Raw genomic sequence first — 25,810 nt, forward strand, 5'->3', positions numbered from 1 at the left:
TATTAAGCCTAAGCCGCGTTATATTAAGAGGTTATTAAGTTATTTAAGAGTTGAAGAACAGCTGTGCTTTAGGGAGTGCCTTGCTGGATCAGGTGGACACTGACGTCATGAGGGCGATAGCCGACTACGGACCGCTGACGCTCTCGGAGCTCTCGAGGACGTTGGGCTGGAGCAAGAGCATGGTGCTCAAGAGGGTCAGGAAGCTCGAGTCCCTCGGGCTGATAAGGGTCAGGGACGAGGGAGGGGTGATAATAATAAGCCCCGGGGGCTCGAGGGCCAAGGCGCCCGCTGTAATAGGCATAGTGAGGGCGAGCGAGTACCCGTACATAATGAGGCTCGTCAAGAAGCTCTCGGAGAGGTACGGCTCGGTCACAGTAAAAGTCTATGATGACGCGCTTCAGGAGGCCATGGATTTGGCGGCGGGCAGGATACAGCTAGCCATGGCCCCTGCCATAACTCTGGTAACCCTCAACAGGCTCACGGCCGGCTCCGTTCACATAGTTGGCGGGGGGAGCCAGGGAGGGGCAGGGATAGTCACGGGCAGGGGGGAGCTCGGCCACGCCACGTCAAGGATGTCCTCTATGGAGCTCTGCGCCGAGGTCAGCAGGCTTGAGCCCCCAAGGGTTTACGCTAATAGCGGCGACAGCATACTTGACATGGCGCTCAGGGGACAGGTGAGGGAGGCCGTCATCTGGGAGCCCTACCTATCTATTGCTGAGAGAAGGGGACTTAAGGTGGAGCAGTGCGACCTCGAGACCTGCTGCCTCCTGGGGGCCAACAGCTCGCTTGAGGGCGAGTACGACAGGATAGCCAAGGCTATGGAGGAGGCAGTCTCTGAGGTGAGGGAGGCCGACCTACAGGCCTACGCCAACCTGGTCAGGATGCCATATGAGCTCGTCAGCGAGTCCGTCAGGAGCTACAGCTTCCTTGAGAGGCCCGACAGGGAGGTGCTCAGGAGGCTGCTGCCCTACATGAGGTCCGTGGCCCTCCCGAGCTCGGCCGTCAACGAGGCCGTCAGGGCTTAATGGACTCGACGGCTGACCTCAGCTCAAAGAAGAGCAACGGCAGGCTGGCCAGGAACGGCGCCAGCCTTGCGCTGAAGAGCTGTCCCCTCACCTTCTTCCACAGGGACGGCTCAAGGCTGCTGGCGTAGCTCCTGAGGGACTCCTTGACCAGGTCCAGGGGGGCGCCGAAGAACCTTGAGTAGTAGAAGAACACCGCCAGGTCCCAGGCCCCCCTCTGGGGCGTGAACTTGCCGGCCTGCTCGACGTCTATGAGCCATGCCCCATCCCTGCCAATTACCACGTTGCTCGGATTCGGGTCGCCGAGCGCGTAGCCAGACCTATGGACTGTGGCGAGCACCCTGCCGGCCTCCTGCCAGTGGGCCGGGTCCCTGCTTCTCAGCACGTCGCTGCCGTCCACATAGTCCCTTACCATGGAGGCCTCCATGGGGTTTATGCAGAGGGCCAGCACCCTGGGCGTCCTGACGTACTGCCTGAGCTCCAGTAGCCTGCGGTACTCGTTTGAGGCCCTGCCAGAGGGCGTCTGGATGAAGGGGTACGCCGTTATTGACACGACCCCGGCGAAGAGCCACTTAAAGGTGCCATAGCCGTAGTCCTTAATGACAGCCCTTGAGTTGCCGTCCTCGCAGAGGAGCGAGGAGTAGAGCAGCGATGACCTCCTGCACGTGGCCCTCTCCATCTCCAGCTCAACCGGGTGAGAGGTCCACCTGCACGAGCTGAAGAGAATGCCCTCGGGGATCACCACGGTCCTGTAGGGGTCCTCGAGGAGGACGTTGGGAGGGCACTCAGAGGACCTCATGAAGAAGGACATGTAGGCGCCGGCCACGCTTATGCCCGCGGCCACGCTCTTTACAATGCCAGATATCAGCGAGGCCACTGAGCCCTTGACCTTGGACTCGCTGAGCTTAACGTAGCCCTCGGGCGTCAGGTCACCCACGAGCTTAGCGTAGTCGCTGTAGATCTCTCCCAACAGGTCAACGTTGCGGGTGGACTCATTGAATATGCACGAGTACAGCCACGAGAGCTTCGACATCCTGGCTATCGGGAAGAAGTAGGGAGGCACCTTGGCCAGGCCAGCCAGGGGCCCGAGCCTGGTTATGGCCTCCGAGGCCTCCTCCACCACTACCCTTGTCCTGTAGGACTTAACTATGCTGGCAAGGTCGCTGCTGTAGTCCACCGCCGGAAGGAGCAGGGAGGCCAGGGACTCGCCCATCACTCCCAGGCTAGCGTCAAGCCTGAGCAGCTCTGCCCCGACGGTAACTTCCCTGCCGTTTACCTTGGGTGTCGCAAGGCCCTCAACAACCCTTATAGCGTATGATGGACCCTTTACGTAGCTCAAGACTTTAGTCCTCTCCTCCAGGCCTCCCCGTTAGGCCCCCTCACCTCGACTACCCTGTGCAGCGGTATAACTGTGTCGCCGTCGTCAAGCGTGAGGGCCCACTCGCTCACAGCGGCTATCCTCGAGGCGTTGAGCTCCGCCAGCCTCTGGCCAGCCTGGGGGTCCCTGTCAACGTAGACTATTATGTAATCCTGAGGCCTGCCGCTCATCAGGGCCCTGTTTATAACCTGCCTTATCACGCTTCTCCTCTTGGTCAAAGCTACCCGTGCCAAAGGAGTTTATTCCGCGTTAATAAGGCTCAGGTGGGTGTAAGCCTGTGCCTGAGGACGACGCGTTCTGTAAGATAGCCAGGGGCGAGTCCAAGGCATACGTTGTCTACAGCGACGACAAAGTTATGGTCATACTGGACAGGTCCCCCATATGTAGGGGCCACATGCTGGTGATCTCAAAGGACCACTTCACCGCGGTCGAGGACGTGAGGCCTGACGTGGTGTCAAGGGCCTTCCTCGTGGCGGCGGCCATAGCGAAGTACCTCAAGAGGGAGCTCAAGGCGCCCGGCGTTAACATCGTCACTAACAGCGGCAGCCAGGCCGGGCAGGTGGTGTTCCACTTCCACGTGCACATAATACCCAGGTGGGCCGACTGCCCCCCGCCCATATTCAGCGACGAGGGGGCCAACATAACAAGGGTGGCCCAGAGGCACAGGCTGACGGAGGCGGAGGCCGCCGAGGTCCTTAACATGATGAGCGGCGTCATCAACTACATAGAGGAGTACGTCAGGGAGGAGCAGAATCCCGGCAGGTGAAGGTCAGCACTCAAGACCCTCCTCATCGCGGGCGCTCAGCAATGCCGAGCTCATCACACTTACACGTCAGAACCTAACGATTATTAATTCAGATGGAGTCCCCTCAGCGCTGGTGGGCTTTTTGGCCTGCAGGGCTGAGCTTCACTCCCACAGCAGGGCCAGCGACGGCAAGCCGACGCCTGAGGAGGTCGTAATAAGGGCCGCCCAGCTGGGGCTGAGCGCCGTAGCGCTCTCGGACCACAACACGTTCAGGGGCTCGGCCCTCGCCCAGGCCTCGGCCAAGGAGCTGGACCTCGACATAACGATCATACCTGCCAACGAGGTGAGGACTTCAAGGGGCGACGTCCTGGTCCTCTGCCCCTCGCTGCCTGACGAGGACCCGCCCAAGGGGATAGAGCCGCCTGAGCTGAGGAAGTGGAGCCTCGAGAGGGGGTGCATAATGATAGCTGCCCACCCGTTCCAGCCCGGCAGGAAGGGGGTCGGCAGGTACCTGTTCTCTCATTACACGGAGTTCGACGCCGTGGAGGTGTGGAACGCCAGGGGGCTGCCCCCTCTTAACTGGCTCGCGGAGAGGTTTGCCAGGTCAAAGGGCCTCCCCATGACAAGCGGCAGCGACGCCCACGTGATATCTGAGCTTGGGGAAGCGCCCACTGTAGTCTTCGCGGAGGGCTGCACGGCCGAGCAGATAATAGAGGCCATAAAGAAGGGCATGTGCAGGCCCACGAAGGGCAGGATGGGCTTCAAGGCCCTGAGGGAGGCCGTTGAGTGGAGCGTGGGCAGGAGGCTTGGAAGGGCCTACTGAAGGTCAATGACTATCCTCGCCCTGGGGTCTGGGTCCTCGAGCCTGAACGAAAGTATTGAGCTGCCGAAGCCGCTGAGGTCCAGGACGTTCTTGCCTCCAGTTATGTCATAGGTCTCCTCGTAGGCGTCCTGGGCGGGCAGCGAGAAGTCGTACTCATACACGTGAAGCCTGTTGCTCCTTCCAGCCCTTATGACAAGCCTTGGCCTGCTGTAGCCTGCTAAGGGTATGCCGCCGAAGACCTTGTCCTTCACCAGCGCCCCTGGCACTGAGAACCTGACGGGCGGCCCCCTCTCCAGGACCTCCGATATGGGCTCTATTATGAACCCCCTGTAGCCTATGTCCAGGGGCAGGGCGTTGTACCTGGAGGTGTTGGACATGGTGTTGGCCCCTATGACGAGCCTGTCCCCCACCGACTCAAAGCTTGTTATCCTGGCGCCATAGGCGCCCACTATCCTTGCCACGGGCGGGGTTATGTAGAGGAGCACGCTGGGGCCCACTATTGTGTTTGTAGCCCTTGCAACCATCTCCTCAAACTGGTTGGTGGGCCTCACGAGGGACTCAGAGTAGGCGTTGAACGCGACCATGACGCCTCCCCCTATTGGCTTGGCGACCGTCCTCCTTGAGAAGTAGCCCGAGTCGCCGAAGTCAAACAGCCTCACGAACCTGACGAGCTCCGTCCCCTCGTCAATGGGGTTGCCCACGAAGGCCCCTCCCTTGACGAAGAGGAAGAACCTGCCGTAGGCTGAGGCCGCCGGGCCCGTCTGGGGCCAGCTTACAGGTGCGCCGTCAACTGAGCGCCTGCTTATGTCGCCAAGGCTCGTGTACGTTACCTTACCGTTGGTGAGGTTAACGCACTGTATCCCTGTGACAGCCTTAGTGAACAGCACGCCATGTATGTCCTTTATCTGACGCTCAAGTATGTCAAAGCAGGCATACTCATAGACTAGCGCCCCCTTGAGGGCGGGCCTCTCTGAGAGCTTCCTTGGCTCGCCCGTCCTGCGGTCAATGCCGTAGACTCCCAGGTTTATAGTCCCGTCCCCCCTGGCTACGAGCAGCTCGTCCTGAACTGGGTTGTAGATGATCTCAGAGACCTCGCCAGCCCACTCGTCCTTCCTGGCAGCCCCCTCCTTCCACAGCAGCGAGACCCTCCTGTCCTCGACGTCATAGAAGTGGACGTGGCTGTACTTGTTGACGAAGGATATGGTGCCCCTCAGTGACGCCTCAGAGCCCTCGTAAACTGCGGGGGCGTGGACCCAGCCGCCGAAGTATATGCTGTCGTCAACGGCATCAACGGCGTTATAGGTGTCTCCCCCTGAGGTCGGCAGGGGGCCTACCTGCTCAAACCTGTACCTCTCCACGCCGCTGTCGGTGACGAAGTTGGCTATGGCGTCAAACGCCAGGGTGTAGTAGAGCACCCCCCTGTAGTACTTCAGCCCAAATATGCCTCCGCTGCCCCACTCGGGGGCGTAGCTTGGCGGGTGGTCGTGCAGCATTCCGAGTATTTCATTTGTACCCACGGCGCTGCCCCAGGGAGCCTGTGCGCCCAGGGTAAAAACGGGTCTCAGGCACAACGCGGGTCTACTCAGCGTCTTTATAGTCCTGCCGTGACATAGCCCTGGTGAGCGCGTTGAGTCGCGGCTTCTCCGGGAGGGTGATAGACCTCACGTGTGAGGTCTACAACGGAATGCCGACATATCCGGGGGACCCGCCCTTCAGGCACGAGTTCGTGCTCATGGGCTCCAGGGAGGGCGAGGTCACCCTGTCGCGCCTTGAGGCGGGCTCCCACTCCGGAACCCACGTGGACGCCCCGCTGCACTTCATACCTGGCGGCCTCAGCGTGGACAGGATACCGCCCGAGAGGCTCGTGCTGCCCGTTGACTTTGTCGACCTCAGCTACAAGAGGCCTAAGGAGGCCATAACGTCAAGGGACCTCGAGGGCAAGGTGCACGCGGGGAGGGCCGCCGCGCTCTACACTGGCTTCTCAGGGCTGAGGGGGTCCGAGGACTACCTCCACGCCTGGCCCTACCTTAGCAGGGACGCGGCTGACTACCTCGCAGGCGTGGGGGTTGGGGCGGTCGTGACAGAGGCTATGAGCGTCTCCGGCTGGGCTGGGGCTAAGGGATACCCATGGCCCCCGCTAGTGAGCGAGGAGGACGCAGCCTACGTTCACGTCAGGCTGCTGTCCTCGGGAGTGATTATAGTGGAGGGCGCATGCAACCTGGGCGAGCTTGCGGGCTGCAGGGACCCGCTGCTGGTGATAGCGCCGCTTAAGGTTCGCGGGGCCGAGGGGGCCATGGCGAGGGTCCTTGCCATATGCTAGCGCCAAGTAGCCCTGATCTACAGCCTATCATAGGGGCAAGCCCTAGGTCATCTACAGCTTAGCGTATAGCTATTAGATCTATATATCAATAATAGGGAGATAAACAGTGAAGGTGCTCTTGGCCCTCCCCCCGGACGTCCATAACCTGGAGATCTACAAGGTCACGGGGATGAGGGCCCCTCCCCTCGGCCTTGCATACATAGCCTCAGTCCTTGAGCAGGCCGGCCACAAGGTGAAGATAGTTGACAGCCCCACAAGGAAGCTCAACTTGAAGTCGTGGATGGCCGAGGTCAAGGCCTTTAGCCCAGACATAGTTGGGATCTCGATGCAGACCCCCCTTACCCCCAAGGGTTACATGGCTGCCAAGGCGCTTAGGCAGGAGATGCCAGATGTAATCTTAGTTGCAGGGGGGACGCACCCAACCTACATGTATGACGAGGCGCTCGACGCCGGGTTTGACTTTGTCGTGAGGGGGGAGGGTGAGTTCACGATGCTTGAGCTCACGAGCACCCTTGAGTCCAAGGGGAAGGACTACGAGGCCCTGAGGTCGGTGAAGGGCATAGCCTTCAGGGAGGGAGGCAAGACCGTAGTGACGCCCGACAGGCCGTTCATAGAGGACCTTGACAAGCTTCCCTGGCCCGACAGGGACCTGCTGGACATGGATAAGTACACGCTCTTCAACAAGCCCATCAGGATAGCCCACGTCATGGCCAGCAGGGGGTGTCCGTACGGGTGCATGTACTGTATAACAAGCTACTACTGGGGGAGGAGGTACAGGTACAGGTCCGCCAAGAACGTGGTTGACGAGATAGAGTACCTGGTGAACAGGTACAGGGCCAGGGAGATAGTCTTCACTGATGACGAGTTCACCGCCAACTGGAGGTTCGTGAGGGAGTTCATCGCTGAGCTGAAGTCAAGGGGGCTCGACGTAAAGTTCTCGTGCGGCAGCAGGGTGGACCACGTGAACAAGGACATAATGAAGCTGCTCTATGATAACGGTTGCAACGCGCTGTACTTCGGCGTTGAGTCGGCCAGCCAGGAGACCTTGAACAGGATAGGCAAGAAGATAACCATAGAGCAGGCCAGGAGGGTCTTTGAGTGGAAGAGGGAGCTCAAGGGGTTCGCAACGGGCTCCTTCATACTTGGCTTCCCCTGGGAGACCGTTGACGACATGAAGAGGACCGCCCAGCTCGCCGTGGAGCTGAGCCCGGACTACGCCCAGTTCACGGCGTTGACCCCGTACCCGGGCACCCCGCTCTGGGACTTCGCGGTGAAGCACAACCTGATAGTGGACACCAACTGGGAGCACTACACTACCGTGAGGCCTGTCATGAGGGGCTTCCACTTCACTGCCGAGCAGTTGGGCAGGGCGCTTATCTACGCTTACAGGAAGTTCTACCTGAGGCTGGGCTTCATATCGCAGGAGCTCAGGGCCGGCCGCCTGGGCGACCTCATGTCGGTGCTCGCGAGGGAGACCCTCTCGGCCTTCGGTGACGCGGTCGGCCGCATATTTGAGCCCCTGAGGTGGGGTGGTGAAGGTGAGTGAGGGCTTCTCCCCAGCAGGGCCGGACCCTGATGACAGCAGGAGGGGCAACATAGGTCACCTGCTGGCCGGCGTCAGGCTGGTGTTCAACAACCCTGTGACCAGGGCGTCGCTTAGGCTGGCGTCAAGGACCGTGAGGGTCAAGTACGGCGACGGCACGGTGAAGGAGGCGCCCCTTATCTACCACGCCCTCAGCAGGTTCGTTGGGGAGCAGATAGTAGAGTGCCCCCTCTACGCCAGGTTCCTCATACCAATAATAGACAAGACCATAGAGTTTGGCATCAGGATGCTTCACGGCGACGTCGAGGACGCGAGGAAGTCTATAAGCGACCCCGCCATAAGGAGGGGCGTCGCCCTCGTAATGAAGGGGCTGGGCCTCTACGGAGTCACCGTGCCCCAGAAGATGCCCGCGCCGTTCCTAATAGTGTGGAACTTCACAAACATGTGCAACCTCAGGTGCATGCACTGCTACCAGAGGGCAGGGGCCCCGACACCTGACGAGCTGACGCTTGAGGAGAAGCTCAGGGTGGTTGACGAGCTCGACAGGGCCGGCGTGGCCTCGATAGCCCTCAGCGGAGGGGAGCCCACGATACACCCGCACTTCCACGCGGTGCTTAAGGCCATAGCGTCGAGGGGCATACACGCGGCGGTGGCCACCAACGGCTGGGTCTTCGCTAACATAAACGAGCTTGAGAAGGCCAAGGAGGAGGGACTGAAGTATGTCGAGGTCTCGATAGACAGCGCCAGCCCGGAGAAGCACGACAAGTTCAGGGGCGTGCCCGGCTCCTGGGAGAGGGCGGTGAAGGCCCTTGAGAACGCGGTGAAGCTTGGCATGGACCACGGCATGGCTGTGACCATAACTAAGATGAACATAGGTGAAGTGAAGGAGCTCCTGGACCTGGCCGAGGACATAGGGGTGAAGAGGGTGATATTCTTCAACTTTGTGCCCACCGGAAGGGGCCTCGAGAACGTCTGGCTGGACCTCGACCCCGTGGAGAGGGAGAAGTTCCTCAGGAGCATATACCAGGAGATGAAGAGGAGGCCAGGGCTTCAGATAGTGAGCACGGCGCCCCAGTACGGCCGCGTCGCACTGCAGGTCAGCGGAGGCCAGGAGGTGGCCCCAACACACTTCGCCGTCAGCGGTGACCCGATAGTTAAGGCCGTCGCTGAGTTCGTCGGCGGCTGCGGCGCCGGAAGGATATATGCGGCCATACAGCCCAACGGGGACGTCTCCCCCTGCGTCTTCCTCCCGGTGGTGGTAGGGAACCTCAGGAAGCAGAGCTTCTGGGACATCTGGACCAAGACCCCGCTCTTCAACGACCTCAGGGACAGGGACAAGCTGAAGGGGTACTGCAGGGTCTGTCCCTACAGGAACATATGCGGCGGCTGCAGGGCCAGGGCCTACGGCTACTACGGCGACCCCCTGGCCCCTGACCCAGGGTGCATCTATAACTTCAAGGAGTGGCAGCAGCTGGCGTCGAAGGCGCCAAGGGTGAGGGTAGTCAACGCTAAAGAGACCTCAGGGCGGGAGTGAGGCTGTGCCGGCCCTTCCCTAGGCCTCCCGCGCCCTCTCCCGGCCCAGCCCTTTTCAGCTTTGGCCTTACACAGGGGCTGGGGTGACTCGAGTGAGGGCCTCGGCAATAGCGGCCATAGTGATAGTGATTATAGCCGTGGCTGCGGGAGGCGCGTACCTGGCCGTTTCAAGGTCTCAGGGCTCTGTCTACGTCTACATAAGCGACCCCGGCAGGGGAGGTAACGTTACTACTACAGGAATATACCTCACGGTGACGTCAATCATGGTGCACTCGGCCAGCACGGGCAAGTGGCTTACAATAACTAACAGGACCATAACCGTGCTGCTCTCCAGCGTGCCCCAGGCGGTGGCCCAGGCCAACCTGCCGCCAGGCGTCTACAACGAGGTTAGGCTCTACGTGAGCTCCGTCACTGTGCAGCTCGGCTCCGTAAACGTCTCAGCGAAGCTCCCGAGCAACGCGCTTAAGATACCGATAGTTAACGGGGGCCTCAACGTGACCGCCGGCAGGAGGGCGTACCTGGTCATATCAATGGGCCCGCACGTGACGCAGGCGGCCGGAGGCTACATAGTGAGCCCTGTGGCCGTCGCCTACGCCTACTACGCGCCGCCGAACACCACGACTAACACCACCGCCTAGCCGCGCCCCTAATTATCCTGCCCGTTTGTCCCTGCGCTTTCACTTCAGTCGTTTTTTATGTTAACTCGCGATCAAGCGAGGGACTTGACCCTCGTCCGACCGCCGAGCTTAACGGCAGGCGGGTCATGGAACTGCAGTTTACCGCCTTTCGCCTTATCGCTTCACTGCCAGCGGGCGCGTCTAGCGACTACCCTGCCCCCTCGCAGCGGGCTCGCAACTCACTTTTACCTTGATGGCCAGCACTGCAGGGGATCCCCTTGAGGTACGTGAGGGTGTTCGCACCGAGCCACCTGCACGCCGGCAACCTTGACCTGTGCGGCGACATGGGCAGGCTCTACGGCACCGTGGGCTTTACCCTGGAGGGACCAGGAATCGTCGTTAGGGTCGAGGAGTCCGACATCCTCGAGTCAAACGACCAGCACGCGCTCCAGGCCCTCAGGACGCTTAGGGAGAGGTTTAACCTGAGGGGGGCCAGGGTGACGGTAGAGAGGAGCTACCCCCCTTACTCAGGCCTGGGCTACGTCACGGGCCTTTACTTCGCTGTGGCGGAGGGGGTGTCAAGGCTCTACGGCCTCGGCCTGAGGCTAGAGGACGTGGCGCTTGCGGTCAGGAGGGGGCTCGTGACCGCCCTAGGCCTCTACGCGGCCAAGGTGGGGGGCTTCATAGTTGAGGGGGGCTTCAGGAAGGACATGGCTGAGAGGGAGGTGCCTCCCCTGATCTTCAGGGGCGACATACCCGCCCGCTGGCTCTTCATAGTGGCCCTCCCCTACGGTCCCCTCCCGCGGATACAGAGGTTCAGGGCCAGCTCAGAGGACAAGGCGCTCTCAGAGGTCAGGGAGGACTGCGGCCTGGCCTCCAGGCTCTCGAGGCTGGTCCTAATGAAGATGCTCCCAGGCTTCGTCGAGGGCGACATCAAGGAGTTCGGGGAGTCGCTGACGGAGTTCAACAGGTTGCTGGGGCTCGCCTGGTCAAGTTACCAGGGGGGCACGTACTGCTGCCCCCTCGTTGAGAAGGGCATTGAGATCATGCTGAAGCACGCCTATGGCGCCGCTCAGTCATCCTGGGGACCCACGTTCTACGGCCTAACTGACGACGAGCGGGAGGCCGAGAGGGCCGCCTCAGAGATCGAGGAACTCCTTAAAGCTAACGGAGGGGGTGAGGTGCTCATAACCAGGGGCAGGAACAGGGGTATCGAGGTGGTGGACTACGGTTAGGGCGCTGGGGACGGACTCGGGCACGAAGAGCTACGACATCTTTGGCTTCGACGATGAAACTAACGAGGTCATAGCTGACGAGTCAATACCCAGGGACTACATGGTCAGGGACCCGGGGGCCGTGCTCAGGAGGCTTAAGGAGATAGTGAGGGAGAAGGGCGTTGACACCGTGGTCGCCTCAAGCGGCTACGGGATACCGCTAAAGCTGGCCAGGGAGGCCAGTGACGAGGAGATAGCGCTTGCCACCTTCATATCGGCCGAGGACGCCGCCAAGGGTCACAGGATACTTGGCCTGAGGAGGCTCCTGAAGATGATAAAGGAGGAACCGGAGCTCAGGGATATCACCTACTTCACCCCGGGCGTGGTCCAGCTGCCCACGGTGCCTGCCTACAGGAAGCTGAACAGGGTTGACATGGGGACTTCTGACAAGGTCTACAGCGCAGCGCTGGCCATAGCCAGGCACGCCGAGGCCTTCAACTTAAGCTATAACGACGTTAACCTAATAGTAGTTGAGGTGGGCTTTGCGTACACCTCGGCCATGGCGGTCAGCTCAGGCCAGCTGGTAGACGGCGTCGCCGGCACGGCGGGCTTCCCGGGCTACCTGGGCTCCGGCTGCGTTGACGGCGAGGTGGCCTATGCCATCTCTAACGTGTCCAGGATCACGAAGGAGATGCTCTTCGCGGGGGGAGCGGCCTACCTGGGCCAGGGGAACCCCTTCACGAGGCCAGTGGAGGACTTCGTTTCCTCTGGGGGCGACGGCTACAGGGCGCTTATCGAGTCAGCCGCCAAGGACGTCATGTCGCTCCTGGTGTCGACGAGGCCGCAGGCCGTCTACGTCAGCGGCAGGTTCTCGAGGGTCGAGGGATTCGTTGATGACCTGGGCAGGGCAATAAACGGGGGCCTCCAGGGCCTTTGGACGGGGCTCAGGGTCGTCAAGCTCAGGACGAGCGGCAGGGTGGCTAAGGAGGCTGCGGAGGGCGCGGCGGTCATAGCCAACGGCCTTGCGGGCGGCAGGTACAGGAAGCTGGTTGATGTCATGAGGCTGAGGGAGAGCTCGGGCTCAATATTTGACTATGTGACAATGTTTGACAGGGAGGAGCTGAGGAGAGCTTACTCAAGGCTCCTGGGCGTCGACCCCGAGCCAAGGGCGATGCCAGAAGGATATCAACAAAGCTATGGATCAGGCAAGGGGACACAGCAATGATGGCCGTCACAGAAGTGAGTGGCGCCGCGGGCGGGATTTGAACCCGCGCGGGGTTTCCCCCACCGGCTTAGCAGGCCGGCGCCCTGGCCAGCTAGGCGACCGCGGCACCTGTTAAGGAGGAAAGGCAAGGTGCTTATAACCTTTAACTCCGCCAGGCCCAGCTCCTGCATGCAGGGGGAGGGCCTCAGTGATGTATTACCTCCGGCACTAAGGGTACCGATGAGGTGAAGGCATTTGGCTGAGGGGCCCTGCCTGGACGTTGCCCTGGGGAGCCAGAACCCCGTCAAGGTCGACGGCGTCAGGGAGGCCTTTGAGGCCTTCTACGGGTGCGCCACTGTAATTCCTGTCAGCGTCAGCGGCCTGCCTCCCCAGCCTGTGGGCCTTGAGCAGACGAGGAGGCTGGCCATACTTAGGGCGTCAAGGGCCCTTGAGGCCGCCAGGGCCCACGTTGGGGTAGGCGTCGAGTCTGGCATGTTCAAGGTTGACAGCGCGTGGTATGTCACAACTATTGCCTGCGTAATGAAGGGCGGCAAGGTGGCCTGCGGCGCCTCCCCCGCCTTTGAGGTGCCTGAGGACCTGGCCAGGGAATCCATGAGCTCCGAGCTTGACAGGGCGGTTGAGGCCAGGTACGGCATAAGGGACATAGGCTCAAGGGAGGGCATAATAGGGCTCATGACAAAGGGAATTGTGGTGAGGAAGGACCTGGTCAGGTGGGCCTCCCTGATGGCGTTAGCCGGGCTCAATGGCCTCCCTCGAGCGCCTTGAGGGCCTCCTCGGCGATTCTCTCGCCAAGCTTGTCCAGGGCCTCGAGCTCCTCCTTCCTTGGCCTTGTCCTCAACGTGACCAGGGGCTCCACGACCCTGAAGCCTGCCTTAGTCAGCGTGTCAGCCGCGAGCTTCGCCACGGGCCCCCAGCCGTAGCTTGTGACCACCCCGGCGGCCCTGCCCCTGCCGAACATCTTGACCTGGTATGTGTAGAGTATGTTGTTTAGGGGCATCGGTATCGAGGCGTCATACGTTGGAAACACCGTGAGCACGGCGGCCGAGTTGTTGCTGTAGCTCAGCGCGTATGACATGTGCTCCTCGGCGGCGTCTATGAGCCTCACCCTGAGCCCGTGGGACTTAACTATGTCGCTGAGCCTCTTGACGGCGTCCACCGTGTGGCCGTACATGCTTATGTAAAGTATTGACACCTCTGGCTCAAGCCTTGGAAGGGCCCAGTCGTAGTAGAGCTTCACGGGGAGCCTTGGGTCGCCCCTGTACAGCGGCCCGTGGGCAGGCGCTATAACCTTCACCTTGTCAAGGACCGCGGAGAGCTTGTTGAGGGCGTCAATGGTGTTCTTGGTGTACCTCCCCACTATGTTGACGTAGTACCTCTTGGCCTCCTCTATGTAGTGCTCCATCTCAAGCTGGTCGTCGAAGAGCCCTCCCCTCAGGGCCACGTAGGAGCCAAAGACGTCGCACGTGAAGAGCACGGAGTCAGTCTCATCAAGGGTCACCATGGTCTCAGGCCAGTGGAGCCAGGGCGTGTAGATGAACCTCAGGATCTTTCCGTCTACCTCAAGCCTGTCGCCGTCCTTAACTGGAACCACCCTGTCCTCAGGCACGTCGTAGAAGTCCCTTATCATCCTGGCGCCCACTGCAGATATCAGCACCTTGGCGTTCCTCGCCCTCCTCAGCGTCTCCTCCAGGGACCCCTGGTGGTCCGGCTCAAGGTGGTTCACCACTATGTACTTGACCTTGTCCATGTCGTCAACTACCTTGCTCAGCTTGGCCAGGTAGAGGTCGGTGTACTCCTCCTCAACGCCGTCAACGAGCACGTAGCCGCCGCCCGTCCCTATGACGTAGGCGTTGTAGGAGATCCCCTCGGGTATGGGCCACATGTTCTCGAACCTTACCTTCCTGGTGTCGTTGACGCCGACCCAGTAAACCCCGTCAACTACCTTAACTGCGGAGCTGAGGTCCGCGTAGCTCACTGCTGTCACCTTTATTCTAACTTAAGTTAATTAAAAGCAGCATTTATACGTTTTTATCTCTTAATTAGAAGAAAATTTTGTCTAGAAGCATGTATACTTTTGTGCAGTAACCAATCTCTTTTATTAGAACTGCTCCCAGAGGGCAGCGCCTTCCAGTGCTTAAAAACTTAGAGTTGGCTACCACTGAGCGGTGGCGCACATGAGGGTCGCCTACGCTACTATGCTTTACAGGACGCTGCCTCCAGCGGAGGCGGTAGTGAAACTGCACAACATGGGCGTCGACTACTACGAGCTTAGCTACGATAACTTCATCAACAGGAAGGGCCAGGAGGACGCGCTGCTTGAGGAGACGCAGGCCGCCCTTAAACGTCAGGGCCTCCTGGTCTCAAGCGTGCACCTGCCCTATGACAAGCCAACCCTTGACATGCTTGCCCAGGGCAAGGAGGGGGCAGTTACCCGCATGATACGCTGGATGAGGGCCGCCAGGGACATGGGGGCCACCATAGCGGTCATTCACACGCTCCCCCTCAAGCGCTCCGAGTCGGCCATAGCGGCTAACGTAAGCGTGTTGGGCAGGCTCGTCAAGGAGGCCAGGGAGCTGGGCCTCACGCTGGCCGTTGAGAACAGGCTGGAGGGCGACTTGGTCGGCTCCAGCGTTGACGAGCTGATTAAGATGGCGAGCTCCGTCGACGGCCTCAAGCTGTGCATAGACGTCGGTCACCTTAACGTCAACACGAAGAGCCCGCCCGACGAGATAAGCAAGGCGTCCCAGGCCGGCCTGATAGCGGAGGTGCACGCGCATGATAACGACGGCTACGCGGACGAGCACGCCCTGCCCATGACTGGGACAGTGGACTGGTACAGGGTGGCCGGGGCCCTGCTGCACTTCGACGGCCAGATAACCTACGAGGTCTCGTGCGGCGGCCCCGAGGCGAAGTGCGACAACTACGTCAGGTTCCTGAAGATGTTCAACAGGAACGTCTTCAGCTGACGCTTTTAAGGCCTAAGCCCCCTGGGAGCCGGGGCTGGCCTTGAGGCTACTTATGATACACGTCTCGGAGGTCAAGTTCTGGGCCGTTGAGGAGGCCATAGACAACCCGCCCGACCCGCCCTCAAAGTTTGAGGGCAAGGACTGCGTGGTGGGCTTCATAAGCGTTGAGGAGGGCGACACGCCGGACCTGGCAGGGCAGGCCGCCATGGAGATAGCGGAGCACGCCAGGAGGTCCGGCGTCAAGTGCGCCGTGGTCTACCCCTTTGCCCACCTGTCGCCAAGCCTGGCCCCTCCGGACGTGGCGGCTGAAATACTTAGGAAGGTTGAGGACGAGCTCAAGTCAATGGGCTTCCAGACGGCCAGAGCCCCCTTCGGGTGGTATAAGGGGTTCACAATAACGTGCCCGGGCCACCCGGCCTGCGAGCTCTCAAGGACCATAACCGCGCCCAAGGGGCCCTGGTACCTGCCGGGCGACGGCTCCCAGCTTGGGATAAGGGAGGCCATAGAGAGGGGCCTCCTGCCTAAGGAGGTCGAGGTGGGCAGCCCATGGGACAACGAGTCCCTGGGCTCGCAGTCAAAGCTGGGCCTGACCAGCGGCGGACTGACGTCGCTTGGCGAGGTGGCCACGGGGGCCCTCTCATCATGGCTTGCAGAGAGGCTGGGGCTCGCAAACGTTGAGACGAGGGGCGGCGGGCCAGAGCAGGTCTACGGAATAGGCGGCGTCGCGGCGGTGGTCAAGTCGTGCCTTGACGCTGGCAGGTACGCCGAGTCGGGCGTGAGGGTCAGGTCGCCGCTGCCGGGGGCTGACATGATAGTTGCGCCCACCGACGTGGGCGACGAGGCCATGGTTAAGATGCTTGAAGAGCTTGAGGAGGGAATATCAAAGGACACGACGTGGATTGACGTGGGGACCTCCAAGGGCTTCTCGATACCTTACGACATCCAGTACTCCCTCCGGCTCCTCGCTTACAGGACGAGGGGAGGGGGGCTGGCCGCCCTGGGCCTTCACGGCGCTGTTAGGGACAGGCAGGTGACGTGCTTCGGCCCGCTGAGGCTGATAATGTCGTCACTTATAGACTTCGGCCTCAAGCTGGCGGACTCCGGCAAGACGCCGTACCTGCCATTCTGGCTGTCACCCCTCCAGGTGGCTGTGATACCCGTTAAGGACCAGCACGTGGAGTACGCCAGGAGGCTCCTTCAGGACCTCATCGACGTGGGCGCCAGGGCCTACCTTGACCCGCCCACCAAGGGCCTTGGGGCCAGGGTCAGGGCCGCAGGCAAGGCATGGGTTCCAATAATAGCGGTCGTGGGCGACAAGGAGGTGGAGAGCAACACGGTAAACATAAGGAGGAGGTGGCTCCAGGGCCAGCAGGAGGTAGTGCAGGCCGAGGCCTTAGTTGAGGAGGTCTCCCAGCTCCTGGCCTCAGGCCCCGGCAGGAGCTTCCAGCCGCCCGAGTGACTAGTCCTCGCTCCTCCCGAGTATCTCGTGAAACGTGTTCCTCCTGCACCTGGGGCAGTACATGTATATCCTGTTGCCCTTCAGCGTGCTCAGGTCCATGCCTGTCTCAAGGTCCCTCTCGAGGCCGCACTCGGTGCACCTGACCCTCCACTTGGTCAATCCTCCCACCTTCCCAGCCACAGCCCTAACATGGCGTATGCGATGTTCTCCACTATAAATATGCCTAGCAGGGCGAAGGAGGGCGGGTCGCCAGCCATGAGCTGCTGTAGAAAGACGGCCGCGGGCGTCGCGGGGGACAGCATGAGGGCGTAGAGGGCTGGCCTGGGCAGCGCCGTGTACGGGTAGTATATCGGCGGTATCATGGTGAGGAATATGGAGAGGAAGGAGGCCAGGCCCCACGAGTTCCTCACGTGCCTCAGCCTGCTCCCGCCCAGGAAGGCGAGCCCGGCGCCCCCGACGGCCAGGAACAGGAGGGCTACGACCAGCACGGCCCACTCAAGGGGGGTCGTCAGGACCCTGAACACTATTAGCAGGGCCAGGAACACCGCAAGGCCTGGGAAGGAGTAGAGGAGGTTGCCGAGGCCTATGCCGACCAGGTACTCTATTGGGCTCACGTCCGCGGCAACCAGGAGGTCCTGAAGCTTTATCTCGAGCTTCATGAACGCTGTGTCGCCCAGGGCGCTCAGGGCGTTGCTGGTGACTGTTGAGATGACGCCGCCGAGTATGGCGTAGTCAATGAGCCTCCCCCTGCTGAGCATGTATATCATGAAGAGCAGGGCCAGGGGCCAGGCCATGTATGAGAGCACCCAGCCCGGCCCCCGCTTAACTGACGACCAGCCGTAGAACCAGGCGAACGTCAGCACAAACCTTGGACTTAACTTAAGCCTCGCCATTCCCCTCATCCTCGCTCAGGGGCCTGATGCCGTTTATTATGAAGACGTCGTCAAGGTTAACCGGCCTTATCGTGACCTTGAGGCCGTCACTTATGAGCCCCCTGGCCTCCTCCGGCGTCATGTATGATATCCTCATGCCACCTATGCTTATGTCGCCGTAGCCCTCTACCCTGACCTTGCCCTGGAGAGGCCTCATGAGCTCCTCAAGGGTTCCCTGGGCTATCACCCTGCCCGAGTCCAGGAGGACCAGGTACTCGCACAGCGTCTGGGCCTCCTCCATGTCGTGGGTGGTGAGGAGTATGTAGGACTTGAGCTGCCTCATGGCCCCCCAGGTCTCAAGCCTAGAGAGGGGGTCAAGGCCGGCAGTGGGCTCGTCCAGGAACGTGAGCTCCGCCTGGGCGGCCAGGGCCATGGCCAGGAACACCTTCCTCTTCATGCCGCCGCTCAGCTCGTCCGTGGCTATGTCCATGAAGTTACCAAGGCCTACGTCCTTGAGCACCCTTCGGGCCGCCTGCTTGGCCTCCGACATTGACCAGCCCCTGGCCACGAGGTACATCACCACGTGCTCGTAGGGCGAGGCCACGCCCATGGGTCTTGCCTCCTGCGGTATGCTGCATATTCTCCTCCTCAGCGCCTCCCTGTCAGCGACCACGTCCAGGCCCAGGACTCGGGCCCTTCCGCTTGTGGGCCTGAGCTGGGTTGAGAGTATCCTGACGAGCGTTGTCTTGCCGGCCCCGTTTCGACCTATTATACACGGCACCCTGGCGCTAAGCCTAACGCTGACGCCCTTGAGCGCCTCAACCCCGTTGGGGTAGACCTTTCGCAGGTCCTCGGTCTCAATTACGTCCAAAGGCCCCACCTTGCCTGGAGTCCTAGTGATACAGGGTCGCCTTAAGCCCTATTAACTGCTACCCAGGACTTGGCGCGGTAAGGCCTCAGCCGTAATAGCCTTCAGTAGCAGGAAAAGCCTGGGGTAGGCGTGAGCTCGTACGCGGAGAGGGCGAGGCCCTACTACCTTGAGACCGGCACCAGGCCCCCCAGGAGGCTCATATGGGCAGTCGCCATGATTAAGGCGGCCGCCGCCAGGGCCAACAGGGAGCTGGGCCTGCTGGACGCCGTGAAGGCCTCAGCCATAGAGTCCTCAGCCCTCGAGGTGGCCAAGGGGGCCCACGACGACAAGGTAACTGTTGACGTGTTTCAGACTGGCTCGGGGACTGGCATAAACATGAACATAAATGACGTGGTGGCTGACCTGGCCTCGGGGCTCTGCAGCTGCAGGGTTCACCCAAACGACGACGTCAACATGTCCCAGTCCAGCAATGACGTCATGCCAACGGCCCTCCGCCTGGCCGCAGTAGCTGCCATCAATGAGGACTTACTGCCGGCCGTCAGGGAGCTCGTCTCAGCGCTGAGGGAGGCCGGCTCCAGGTTCAGCGACGCAGTGAGGCCAGGGAGGACGCACCTGAGGGACGCCCTCCCCATAACTCTCGGGCAACAGATGGAAGCCTATGCGCACATGATCGAGAGGGACCTCTCAGCCGTGACATCAGTGCTTGGCCTGCTGTATGAGGTGCCCCTCGGCGGGACCGCGGTGGGCACTGGGGCTAACACGGACCCCAGGTTCGCAGAGGTTGCCTTGAAGGAGCTGAGCTCCCTGAGCGGGGTGAGCCTCAGGCCCTCGCCGTCTAAGTCGGCGCTCATGAGGTCGCTCTCTGACGTAGTAGCGCTCAGCGGGGCTCTCAGGTCCCTGGCCCTTGACATGCTGAGGATCTCCAACGACCTGAGGCTCCTGAACTCCGGCCCCAACACTGGCCTGAACGAGGTTGAGGTTCCAGTTGACGTGCCTGGGAGCAGCATGATGCCGGGCAAGAAGAACCCCGTGACCCTTGAGGCCGTTAACCAGGGGGCCGCCCAGGTGCTTGGCTACGACCAGGCTATAGCCTGGGGCGCCTCGCTGGGGGAGCTCGAGCTTAACATGGGCATCCCAGTGGTGGCGTACAACGTGCTTAAGGAGGTTGAGCTGCTTGCTGAGATGGCCAGGAAGCTGGCAAGGACGGTGTCACAGGTCATACCGCACAGGGAGAGGATGCTCCAGCTCGCGGCCTCAAGCCAGGCCCTTGTGACGTTCCTCTCGCCGCTCGTGGGCTATGACGTCGCGGCGGCCATCTCGGAGGCCATAAGCAGGGGGGCCTCGCTCGAGGACGCCGTGAGGTCAGCGGTCAAGGATGAAGAGAAAGCTAGGAAAGTCGTAGAGCTGCTCTCGGACGTAAGGAAGCTTACAGGTCCCGTGAGGCTGCGCTAGCCCGATTAGCGATGTTTAATGGGCAGGGTAACTCGCAGCGGCATGATAACAAGGGGCTGCGAAGGCTCTGGATGAGCTTCTAGCAGTTGCTTAGGCCCGAACATCAAGGCTACACTTTCAACGCTGTTGAACGGGCCGTGGCTCAGACCTGTCCACAGCCGTTACCTAGTTGAGGGCTCCGAAGCCCGCGTTAGGTTAACTTGCCGAGGGCTTTCAGGGCTCAGCAAAGGCCATTATCATCACGTTTCAGGGATAGCTGGGTCCTCACAGCCCTGAATGCTATACTGGTTCAGGCTTATTTCCTTATGCTGCGGCCGCTAAATAGGGTCAAGCTTGAGGCTATGCGACAAGGAGGCCTCGCCCCTCGGCCTGGGCACCTGGGGCATGGGCGGCGGGTTCTGGAGCCCTGACCACAGCAGGGATGACGTTTACGTTAACGCCATAAGGTACGCCTACGAGCGCGGCATAAGGGTCTTCGACACGGCCGAGATGTACGGGGGCGGCCACACAGAGGAGCTGGTGGGGAGGGCCCTCGCGGACGTCGCGGATGACGTGATAATTATAAGCAAGGTCTGGCCCAATCACTTCCACTACGACGACCTGGTGAGGTCGGCAGAGGCCAGCAGGAGGAGGCTGGGGGTGAAGTCAATAGACGTCTACCTGCTGCACTGGCCCAGCAGGGACGTGCCGCTGCAGGAGTCCATCAGGGCCCTTGAGGACCTGGTGGACAGGGGAGTCATAAGGTGCATGGGGGTGAGCAACTTCGACAGGCAGCTGCTGGAGGAGGCCATGAGCTTAGCCAGGAGGCACGAGGTGGTAGTTGACGAGGTTGAGTACAGCGTTTACAACAGGTGGGCCGAGAGGGACCTCATACCGTTCGCGAGGCAGGCGGGGGTCACCATAGTTGCCTACTCGCCGCTCGGCAGGGGCTCCGTGAGCTCTGACTCAAGGCTTGCGAGGGTCGGGGCCAAGTATGGGAAGACGCCCGTGCAGGTGGCCCTCAACTACCTCATGAGGAGCTCCCTGCCCATACCCAAGGCCTCGAGGAAGGAGCACATAGACGAGCTCCTGGGCGCCGTGGGCTGGAGCCTGAGCGACGAGGACTATAACTACATAAGGTCCCTCTAGGCCAACAGCGGGGCCTTGCCGCATATATAGGCGATTGCAGTTAGGTTATAAGTTCCTGTATACATTTTTGTAAAGAAGTAGGAAAAGTGTGGAATAAGAGGTGATTATTGCCTTGTCCAAGGTTACGGAGGAGATATACTCTGTAAGGAAGCTCCAGGCCCTCTCCTCCCTGGCCTCAAAGGACCCGGCCGCCTTCTGGGCGCAGCAGGTGGACCTGATAGACTGGTTCCAGAGGCCGGCGAAGGTCCTCGAGGGGAGCCCGCCGACCGAGAGGTGGTTCGCAGGAGGCCTCATGAACGTCTCATATAACGCCGTGGACAGGCACCTCAGGGACAAGGCCGACAAGGTGGCCTTCTACTGGACCAACGAGTCCCTGGACTACAGGGCAATAACGTTCAGGGAGCTGTACTACCAGGTCAACAGGGCTGCCTACGTCCTGAGGCAGCTTGGCGTCAAGCGCGGTGACGTGGTCTCGATGATAATGCCGAGCATACCTGAGGCCGTCTACTTTGGCCTGGCCGTCCACAGGCTTGGGGCGATACTGGCAATACACTACGTTGGGCTCAGTGATGACGTAATGGCCTTCAGGCTCCAGGACGCCGGGTCAAAGGTCCTGGTGGTCGCATCCAAGGGCTTCAGGGCCGGCCAGGAGATAAGGATAAAGGACATAGCCGACAGGGTGCTCAACAACTTCAAGACTCCCGTCGAGAAGGTCCTGGTGGTCAGCAGGGGCTTCAGCGACTTCAACGTCAACGGCAGCCGTGACGTGGTCTATGAGGACATAGCTCCCAGGGGGAAGGTCTACGTGCCGCCGGAGCCCGTGGACGCGAGCGACGTGGGGACCATATACTACACGAGCGGCACCACCGGCAGGCCCAAGGGGATAACCCAGACGCAGGGAGGCTACGTGGTGGCGCTTAACTGGACTTTCAAGGCGCTGTTCAACCTGGGGCCCAGCGACGTCTGGTGGACCATATCTGAGCTGGGGTGGCCGGTGTGGCCCATGGCAAACCTCTACACGGCCCCTGTCATGGGCGTGACTGCTGTGCTCTTCGAGGGCTTCGTGGGCCAGAGGCCAGACCTCTTCGCCAAGGTGGTTGAGAGGTTTGGGGTCACCCACGTGTGGTCCTCAACGACCACGCTCTACACTCTGAAGGGCCTGGGCTCGGAGTCGGTGACGGGAGGCGACACGTCCACCCTGAGGATAATACTCAACACCGGGGAGCCGCTCAACGTGGGCGCCTGGCAGTGGTTCAGGGAGAACCTGCCCAACACGTACATAGGTGACGCGTACTGGATGACGGAGCACCTGAGCCCCATAGCCGCGACGCCCTACGGCATAGCCGAGATCCCATTCAGGCCAGGCTCCGCCGGGATAGCCTTCTCGCCCACCAGGGTCCTCATAGTTGACGACGAGGGCAAGCCGCTCCCGCCCGGCAACAAGGGCTACATAGTGCTGAGCCCCTACACGCCGGCCCTGGGCAAGATGTGGAACGACCCCAACTATGAGAGGTACATTAAGACCTACTGGTCAAGGTTCCCGGGCTACTTCTACACGGGCGACTACGGCTACATGGATGAGGACGGCTACCTCTACGTGCTTGGCAGGGCGGACGACGTCATAGCCACCACGGGCCAGAGGATAGGCACCATGGAGGTCGAGAGCACCATAGGCACTCACCCCGCGGTTGCCGAGGTGGCCGCGGCTAGCATGCCGCTGCCCGGAGGCAAGGGCTCGGCGCTGCTGGCCTTCGTTGTGCTCAGGCCCGGCTACCAGCCCAGCGACCAGCTGGCCGAGGACATAAAGGCCTACGCCAGGAACGCCGGCTACATAGTTGACAGGGTTGTATTCGTGAGGAAGCTGCCAAAGACCAAGAGCGGGAAGATAATGAGGAGGCTGCTGAGGGCAGCGCTTAACCAGGAGCCGCTGGGCGACACCTCAACCCTTGACGACCCAGCAGCCTTTGAGGACACCAGGAGGATGATAGAGCAGGTGAGGGAGGAGTTCAGGAAGCTGCTGCAGCAGTCGTAAAAGGGCTACTTTACTACCAGGGCAGGTATGACAAATATTGCTAGCATCAGGTTTATGAACACCACAGCGGTGATGAACGTGTAGAGCCAGTTCCTCTCGTGTGCGAACTGCGCTATGCCTATGGCAACCCTTACCACGGGCGTCGCCATGAGGATTATGAGGCCTATGAGCACGTAGGCCAGGCCGTTGAGGCCCATGACTGTCCTGGAGTTTATGTAGCTGACCGGCAGTATCGACGTGTTAACCGGGGAGTTGGCGGCGACCAAGTCCTTGAACGTGTAGATGCCTGCCCCCCTGTGGACGTATATCAGGCCTATGCCGAATATTATGAAGACTGCCGATATTAGGACCCCCACCCTGAGGGTCCACCCTATTATGTCCTCGAAGCTTATGTTCCTGGGCATCGTCCTCACCCCTCAGTGTATTATGCCGACACCCCTCAGTACCATCTCAACTCCTAGGAACGCCAGTATTGCAGTGAATATGTACCTTATGGACCTGTTGGTTATCTTGGGCAATATCTTGGAGGCAGTCATTGAGCCCAGCAGGACGCCGAGGGCCGTGAAGCCAGCGAGTATGGGCTGTATAAGGCCGAAGGCCCAGTATATGGCGCTCCCCGTGGCCGCCGTGACGCCAATCATGAAGTTGCTGGTCGTGGTGCTGACCTTCATGGGCAGGTTCATGGCCCAGTCCATGCCGAGCACCTTGAGGGCCCCGCTGCCTATCCCGAGGAGGCCTGATATGAAGCCTGCGAAGAACATTATCGTCTCCCCCAGCCACCAGCGGACTCCGTAGTACTTAACCTCCTGCTTCAGGGCCTCGTCGTAGTACTCGCCGTGCAGCTGGAAGACCCTCGTCGTCCAGTCAGGCTTTATGGGCTTTGGGAGCTCAAACCTGGACCTCTCCATCTGGAAGTATATCTGGCTCAGGAGGACTACGCCGAACACTATATAAATTATGTACTCTAGGTGGTGGGCGTAGACGAAGGCCGCGGTCAGGGAGCCCACTATGGAGCCAGTGGTGGTAGCTATCTCCAGCCCCATGCCTATTCTCACGTTAGTTATCCTGTCCTTAACGTAAGCGCTGGCCGAGCCGCTGGAGGTGGCTATCGTTGATATAAGGCTTGCGCCTGTGGCGTAGGCTATTGGAATTCCAAGGAACAGCGTGTAAAGGGGGACCAGGAAGGTCCCGCCGCCAAGGCCTACCAGGGCGCCAAGGAAGCCCGATATTATACTTACTATTACCACAAGGGCGAAGAAGACGTCTATCGGTACGTGAAGCATCCCCTGTGCCCTAAGGCAAGGGTTAGGTAGGGTAATTAAAAAGACTTTCACCTCAGCTGTAATGTTTCAATATAATTATGAACTGATAGCTATGTTTTAAAACCAGTAATTATATTTTCAAACGAGTACTAGTTAATTTGTTGATCTAAATCCGCTTAATAGATTGCCCATAGTACCCCCTGCGGGGACCCCCTTGGAGGAGCTTGAGGAGTTCGCCTACAAGGCAGTAGCCGTCAGGATAGCTGGCGACATAGTGCTCAGCGACTCCCCCGGCGCCGCCCTGAGGAAGTGGAGGGAGTACTTCAAGCTGAGCCAGCAGGAGGTCGCTAAGTATATGGGGGTCTCCTCCAGCGTGCTCAGTGACTACGAGAAGGGCAGGAGGAGCCCGGGGGCGGGGTTCATAAGGAGGTTCGTCACTGCCCTCCTCAAGGTTGACGCCGAGAAGGGCACGAAGAGGTCCGAGAACCTGGTCAAGGCGCTCGGCATACCCACCACTGGCATAATAGACATGCAGGAGTTCAGCGAGCCCATGACACTTGAGGACATAATAATAACCGTTGACGGCATACTGCTCTACCCCGACTACCCCAAGGGCATAGTGGCATACGGCTACACAGTGATAGACAGCATTAAGGCCATAACTGAGCTCACCAGCATGCAGTTCTACACCATGCTGGGCTCCGTGCCCGAGAGGGTCATAGTGTTCACTAAGGTCACGGCGGGCAGGAGCCCCATGGTAGCGGTCAGGGTGTCCCTGGTGAAGCCCAGCATAATAGTGATCCATGGCCCCAGGGAGCACGTGGACTACCTGTCAATAGAGCTGGCGAGGCTGGACAGGATACCCCTCGTCCTCAGCACTCTCAACAGCGTCGACGAGCTCGTCCAGAGGCTTAGGAGCCGCACGGGCGGCAGGGGCTTCACGATCCCTTGAGCTTGAGTATGGCCTCAGCTATGTCGCCGTTGGCAGCTATGAGCGCGTTCCTGGCGGTCTCAAGGTCGACCCCGGCCTGCTCCGCCACGAGCTTCACGTCCTCCTCGCTCACCTGGGGCTGCGCCGGCTGCTGGGGCTTGACCTCCTTCGGCTCCCCCACGACATATATCATAGTGGGCTGGTTCCTCCCTCTAACTATTATTACCTGAGGCTCCTCGACGACCAACTGCTTGTCCTTGGCCTCTATGGTGACCCTGGTGGCCTCCAGCTCCTCGGCCTCGATGCCCATCCTCTTGAGCATCCTCTTGAGCTCCCTTGGGTTGACCCCCATCAACGGCCTCTCCTACAACTTCATGGTAAGTATCGCTTAATATAGCCTTCTGTTACACAAGGGCA

26 protein-coding genes and 1 tRNA gene are annotated in these 25,810 nt (G+C 60.5%); 16 read left to right on the forward strand and 11 right to left on the reverse strand.

The features are described from left to right. Positions 1-80: 80 nt before the first annotated feature. Positions 81-1,025, forward strand: coding sequence for a winged helix-turn-helix transcriptional regulator (locus ACZ5OO_RS06870; RefSeq protein ID WP_464078087.1), 945 nt, complete (start codon positions 81-83; stop codon positions 1,023-1,025). On the opposite strand, the gene ACZ5OO_RS06875 is transcribed toward ACZ5OO_RS06870, so the two are convergent. Together ACZ5OO_RS06875 and ACZ5OO_RS06880 are read right to left on the reverse strand one after the other, a co-directional pair. Next, positions 1,015-2,361 (reverse strand): BUD32 family EKC/KEOPS complex subunit, encoded by a 1,347-nt coding sequence (locus ACZ5OO_RS06875; protein WP_013266438.1) that lies wholly within the window; start codon positions 2,359-2,361, stop codon positions 1,015-1,017. The two genes, ACZ5OO_RS06870 and ACZ5OO_RS06875, sit on opposite strands and share 11 nt — an antisense overlap. Then, positions 2,358-2,618, reverse strand: a complete 261-nt coding sequence (locus ACZ5OO_RS06880) for a DUF504 domain-containing protein (protein ID WP_464078088.1) — start codon at positions 2,616-2,618, stop codon at positions 2,358-2,360. The genes ACZ5OO_RS06875 and ACZ5OO_RS06880 overlap by 4 nt, the downstream gene beginning before the upstream one ends. Positions 2,619-2,677: 59 nt before the next feature. Here ACZ5OO_RS06880 and ACZ5OO_RS06885 point away from each other — a divergent pair, with 59 nt between their 5' ends. Together ACZ5OO_RS06885 and ACZ5OO_RS06890 are read left to right on the forward strand one after the other, a co-directional pair. After that, complete coding sequence (locus ACZ5OO_RS06885) at positions 2,678-3,166, forward strand: HIT domain-containing protein (RefSeq protein ID WP_464078089.1); 489 nt, start codon at positions 2,678-2,680, stop codon at positions 3,164-3,166. Positions 3,167-3,278: 112 nt separating this feature from the next. Further along, complete coding sequence (locus ACZ5OO_RS06890; protein ID WP_013266441.1) at positions 3,279-3,968, forward strand: PHP domain-containing protein; 690 nt, start codon at positions 3,279-3,281, stop codon at positions 3,966-3,968. Here ACZ5OO_RS06890 and ACZ5OO_RS06895 read toward each other — a convergent pair. After that, a complete protein-coding gene (locus ACZ5OO_RS06895; protein WP_464078090.1) occupies positions 3,962-5,485 on the reverse strand; it encodes a DUF2139 domain-containing protein in 1,524 nt (507 codons plus the stop codon). The two genes, ACZ5OO_RS06890 and ACZ5OO_RS06895, sit on opposite strands and share 7 nt — an antisense overlap. 101 nt (positions 5,486-5,586) lie before the next feature. On the opposite strand from ACZ5OO_RS06895, the gene ACZ5OO_RS06900 reads away from it, so the two are divergent. The 6 genes from ACZ5OO_RS06900 (at position 5,587) to ACZ5OO_RS06925 (ending at position 12,420) form a co-directional block, all read left to right on the forward strand. Then, on the forward strand, positions 5,587-6,288 hold the full coding sequence (locus ACZ5OO_RS06900; RefSeq protein WP_464078091.1) for a cyclase family protein: 702 nt from the start codon (positions 5,587-5,589) through the stop codon (positions 6,286-6,288). Between the two features lie 106 nt (positions 6,289-6,394). Then, positions 6,395-7,834 carry a B12-binding domain-containing radical SAM protein gene (locus tag ACZ5OO_RS06905; protein ID WP_464078092.1) on the forward strand — a complete coding sequence of 480 codons (1,440 nt, stop codon included), beginning with the start codon at positions 6,395-6,397 and terminating at the stop codon, positions 7,832-7,834. Beyond that, entirely contained in the window at positions 7,821-9,365 is a 1,545-nt protein-coding gene (locus tag ACZ5OO_RS06910; protein ID WP_464078093.1) for a radical SAM protein, read from the forward strand. The genes ACZ5OO_RS06905 and ACZ5OO_RS06910 overlap by 14 nt, the downstream gene beginning before the upstream one ends. Before the next feature lie 91 nt (positions 9,366-9,456). Beyond that, positions 9,457-10,002 carry a DUF4382 domain-containing protein gene (locus ACZ5OO_RS06915; protein WP_013266446.1) on the forward strand — a complete coding sequence of 182 codons (546 nt, stop codon included), beginning with the start codon at positions 9,457-9,459 and terminating at the stop codon, positions 10,000-10,002. A 266-nt stretch (positions 10,003-10,268) separates the two neighbouring features. Continuing rightward, the gene (locus tag ACZ5OO_RS06920) at positions 10,269-11,216 is read left to right on the forward strand and encodes a beta-ribofuranosylaminobenzene 5'-phosphate synthase family protein (RefSeq protein ID WP_464078572.1); all 948 of its coding nucleotides are present in this window, start codon (positions 10,269-10,271) and stop codon (positions 11,214-11,216) included. A gap of 37 nt (positions 11,217-11,253) precedes the next feature. After that, positions 11,254-12,420: a DUF1464 family protein gene (locus ACZ5OO_RS06925; protein ID WP_464078573.1), complete on the forward strand. Its 1,167-nt coding sequence runs from the start codon at positions 11,254-11,256 to the stop codon at positions 12,418-12,420. Between the two features lie 19 nt (positions 12,421-12,439). Here ACZ5OO_RS06925 and ACZ5OO_RS06930 read toward each other — a convergent pair. Further along, a tRNA-Ser gene (locus tag ACZ5OO_RS06930) sits at positions 12,440-12,526 on the reverse strand. A gap of 128 nt (positions 12,527-12,654) precedes the next feature. Here ACZ5OO_RS06930 and ACZ5OO_RS06935 point away from each other — a divergent pair. Then, positions 12,655-13,185, forward strand: a complete 531-nt coding sequence (locus ACZ5OO_RS06935) for an inosine/xanthosine triphosphatase (RefSeq protein WP_013266449.1) — start codon at positions 12,655-12,657, stop codon at positions 13,183-13,185. On the opposite strand, the gene ACZ5OO_RS06940 is transcribed toward ACZ5OO_RS06935, so the two are convergent. After that, a complete protein-coding gene (locus ACZ5OO_RS06940; protein WP_013266450.1) occupies positions 13,160-14,395 on the reverse strand; it encodes an FprA family A-type flavoprotein in 1,236 nt (411 codons plus the stop codon). The genes ACZ5OO_RS06935 and ACZ5OO_RS06940 overlap by 26 nt on opposite strands. A gap of 199 nt (positions 14,396-14,594) precedes the next feature. Between ACZ5OO_RS06940 and ACZ5OO_RS06945 the strand changes: the two genes are divergently transcribed. Continuing rightward, complete coding sequence (locus tag ACZ5OO_RS06945) at positions 14,595-15,386, forward strand: sugar phosphate isomerase/epimerase family protein (RefSeq protein ID WP_013266451.1); 792 nt, start codon at positions 14,595-14,597, stop codon at positions 15,384-15,386. A 40-nt stretch (positions 15,387-15,426) separates the two neighbouring features. Next, positions 15,427-16,845, forward strand: a complete 1,419-nt coding sequence (locus tag ACZ5OO_RS06950; RefSeq protein ID WP_464078094.1) for a threonyl-tRNA synthetase editing domain-containing protein — start codon at positions 15,427-15,429, stop codon at positions 16,843-16,845. Here the strand turns inward: ACZ5OO_RS06950 and ACZ5OO_RS06955 are convergent, their stop codons facing one another. From ACZ5OO_RS06955 to ACZ5OO_RS06965, 3 genes are read right to left on the reverse strand one after another with little or no spacing between them, the layout of a single operon-like run. Continuing rightward, the gene (locus ACZ5OO_RS06955; protein WP_013266453.1) at positions 16,846-17,004 is read right to left on the reverse strand and encodes a hypothetical protein; all 159 of its coding nucleotides are present in this window, start codon (positions 17,002-17,004) and stop codon (positions 16,846-16,848) included. Next, complete coding sequence (locus tag ACZ5OO_RS06960; protein WP_013266454.1) at positions 17,001-17,738, reverse strand: ABC transporter permease; 738 nt, start codon at positions 17,736-17,738, stop codon at positions 17,001-17,003. Before ACZ5OO_RS06960 ends, ACZ5OO_RS06955 begins: the two co-directional genes overlap by 4 nt. After that, positions 17,725-18,588: an ABC transporter ATP-binding protein gene (locus ACZ5OO_RS06965; protein WP_013266455.1), complete on the reverse strand. Its 864-nt coding sequence runs from the start codon at positions 18,586-18,588 to the stop codon at positions 17,725-17,727. Before ACZ5OO_RS06965 ends, ACZ5OO_RS06960 begins: the two co-directional genes overlap by 14 nt. A 129-nt stretch (positions 18,589-18,717) precedes the next feature. Here ACZ5OO_RS06965 and ACZ5OO_RS06970 point away from each other — a divergent pair, with 129 nt between their 5' ends. The 3 genes from ACZ5OO_RS06970 (at position 18,718) to ACZ5OO_RS06980 (ending at position 23,200) form a co-directional block, all read left to right on the forward strand. Beyond that, positions 18,718-20,040 carry a lyase family protein gene (locus ACZ5OO_RS06970; protein ID WP_464078095.1) on the forward strand — a complete coding sequence of 441 codons (1,323 nt, stop codon included), beginning with the start codon at positions 18,718-18,720 and terminating at the stop codon, positions 20,038-20,040. Positions 20,041-20,373: 333 nt separating this feature from the next. Then, positions 20,374-21,168, forward strand: a complete 795-nt coding sequence (locus ACZ5OO_RS06975; protein WP_013266457.1) for an aldo/keto reductase — start codon at positions 20,374-20,376, stop codon at positions 21,166-21,168. Between the two features lie 112 nt (positions 21,169-21,280). After that, the gene (locus ACZ5OO_RS06980) at positions 21,281-23,200 is read left to right on the forward strand and encodes an AMP-binding protein (RefSeq protein WP_464078096.1); all 1,920 of its coding nucleotides are present in this window, start codon (positions 21,281-21,283) and stop codon (positions 23,198-23,200) included. A 5-nt stretch (positions 23,201-23,205) separates the two neighbouring features. On the opposite strand, the gene ACZ5OO_RS06985 is transcribed toward ACZ5OO_RS06980, so the two are convergent. After that, entirely contained in the window at positions 23,206-23,604 is a 399-nt protein-coding gene (locus tag ACZ5OO_RS06985) for a DUF1634 domain-containing protein (protein WP_013266459.1), read from the reverse strand. A gap of 12 nt (positions 23,605-23,616) precedes the next feature. After that, positions 23,617-24,483, reverse strand: a complete 867-nt coding sequence (locus ACZ5OO_RS06990) for a sulfite exporter TauE/SafE family protein (protein ID WP_013266460.1) — start codon at positions 24,481-24,483, stop codon at positions 23,617-23,619. A 193-nt stretch (positions 24,484-24,676) separates the two neighbouring features. On the opposite strand from ACZ5OO_RS06990, the gene ACZ5OO_RS06995 reads away from it, so the two are divergent. Next, positions 24,677-25,414 (forward strand): helix-turn-helix domain-containing protein, encoded by a 738-nt coding sequence (locus ACZ5OO_RS06995; RefSeq protein ID WP_013266461.1) that lies wholly within the window; start codon positions 24,677-24,679, stop codon positions 25,412-25,414. Here ACZ5OO_RS06995 and ACZ5OO_RS07000 read toward each other — a convergent pair. Further along, positions 25,401-25,745: a nascent polypeptide-associated complex protein gene (locus ACZ5OO_RS07000; protein WP_013266462.1), complete on the reverse strand. Its 345-nt coding sequence runs from the start codon at positions 25,743-25,745 to the stop codon at positions 25,401-25,403. The two genes, ACZ5OO_RS06995 and ACZ5OO_RS07000, sit on opposite strands and share 14 nt — an antisense overlap. Positions 25,746-25,810: the final 65 nt, after the last annotated feature.

The sequence above is a fragment of the Acidilobus aceticus genome, from assembly GCF_055392325.1.

Bases quoted from the DNA above. Each gene is read 5' to 3' on its own strand.
- ACZ5OO_RS06985 (WP_013266459.1), bottom strand. From the start codon at position 23,604: ATGCCCAGGAACATAAGCTTCGAGGACATAATAGGGTGGACCCTCAGG.
- ACZ5OO_RS06990 (WP_013266460.1), bottom strand. From the start codon at position 24,483: ATGCTTCACGTACCGATAGACGTCTTCTTCGCCCTTGTGGTAATAGTA.
- ACZ5OO_RS06960 (WP_013266454.1), bottom strand. From the start codon at position 17,738: ATGGCGAGGCTTAAGTTAAGTCCAAGGTTTGTGCTGACGTTCGCCTGG.
- ACZ5OO_RS06945 (WP_013266451.1), top strand. From the start codon at position 14,595: ATGAGGGTCGCCTACGCTACTATGCTTTACAGGACGCTGCCTCCAGCG.
- ACZ5OO_RS07000 (WP_013266462.1), bottom strand. From the start codon at position 25,745: ATGGGGGTCAACCCAAGGGAGCTCAAGAGGATGCTCAAGAGGATGGGC.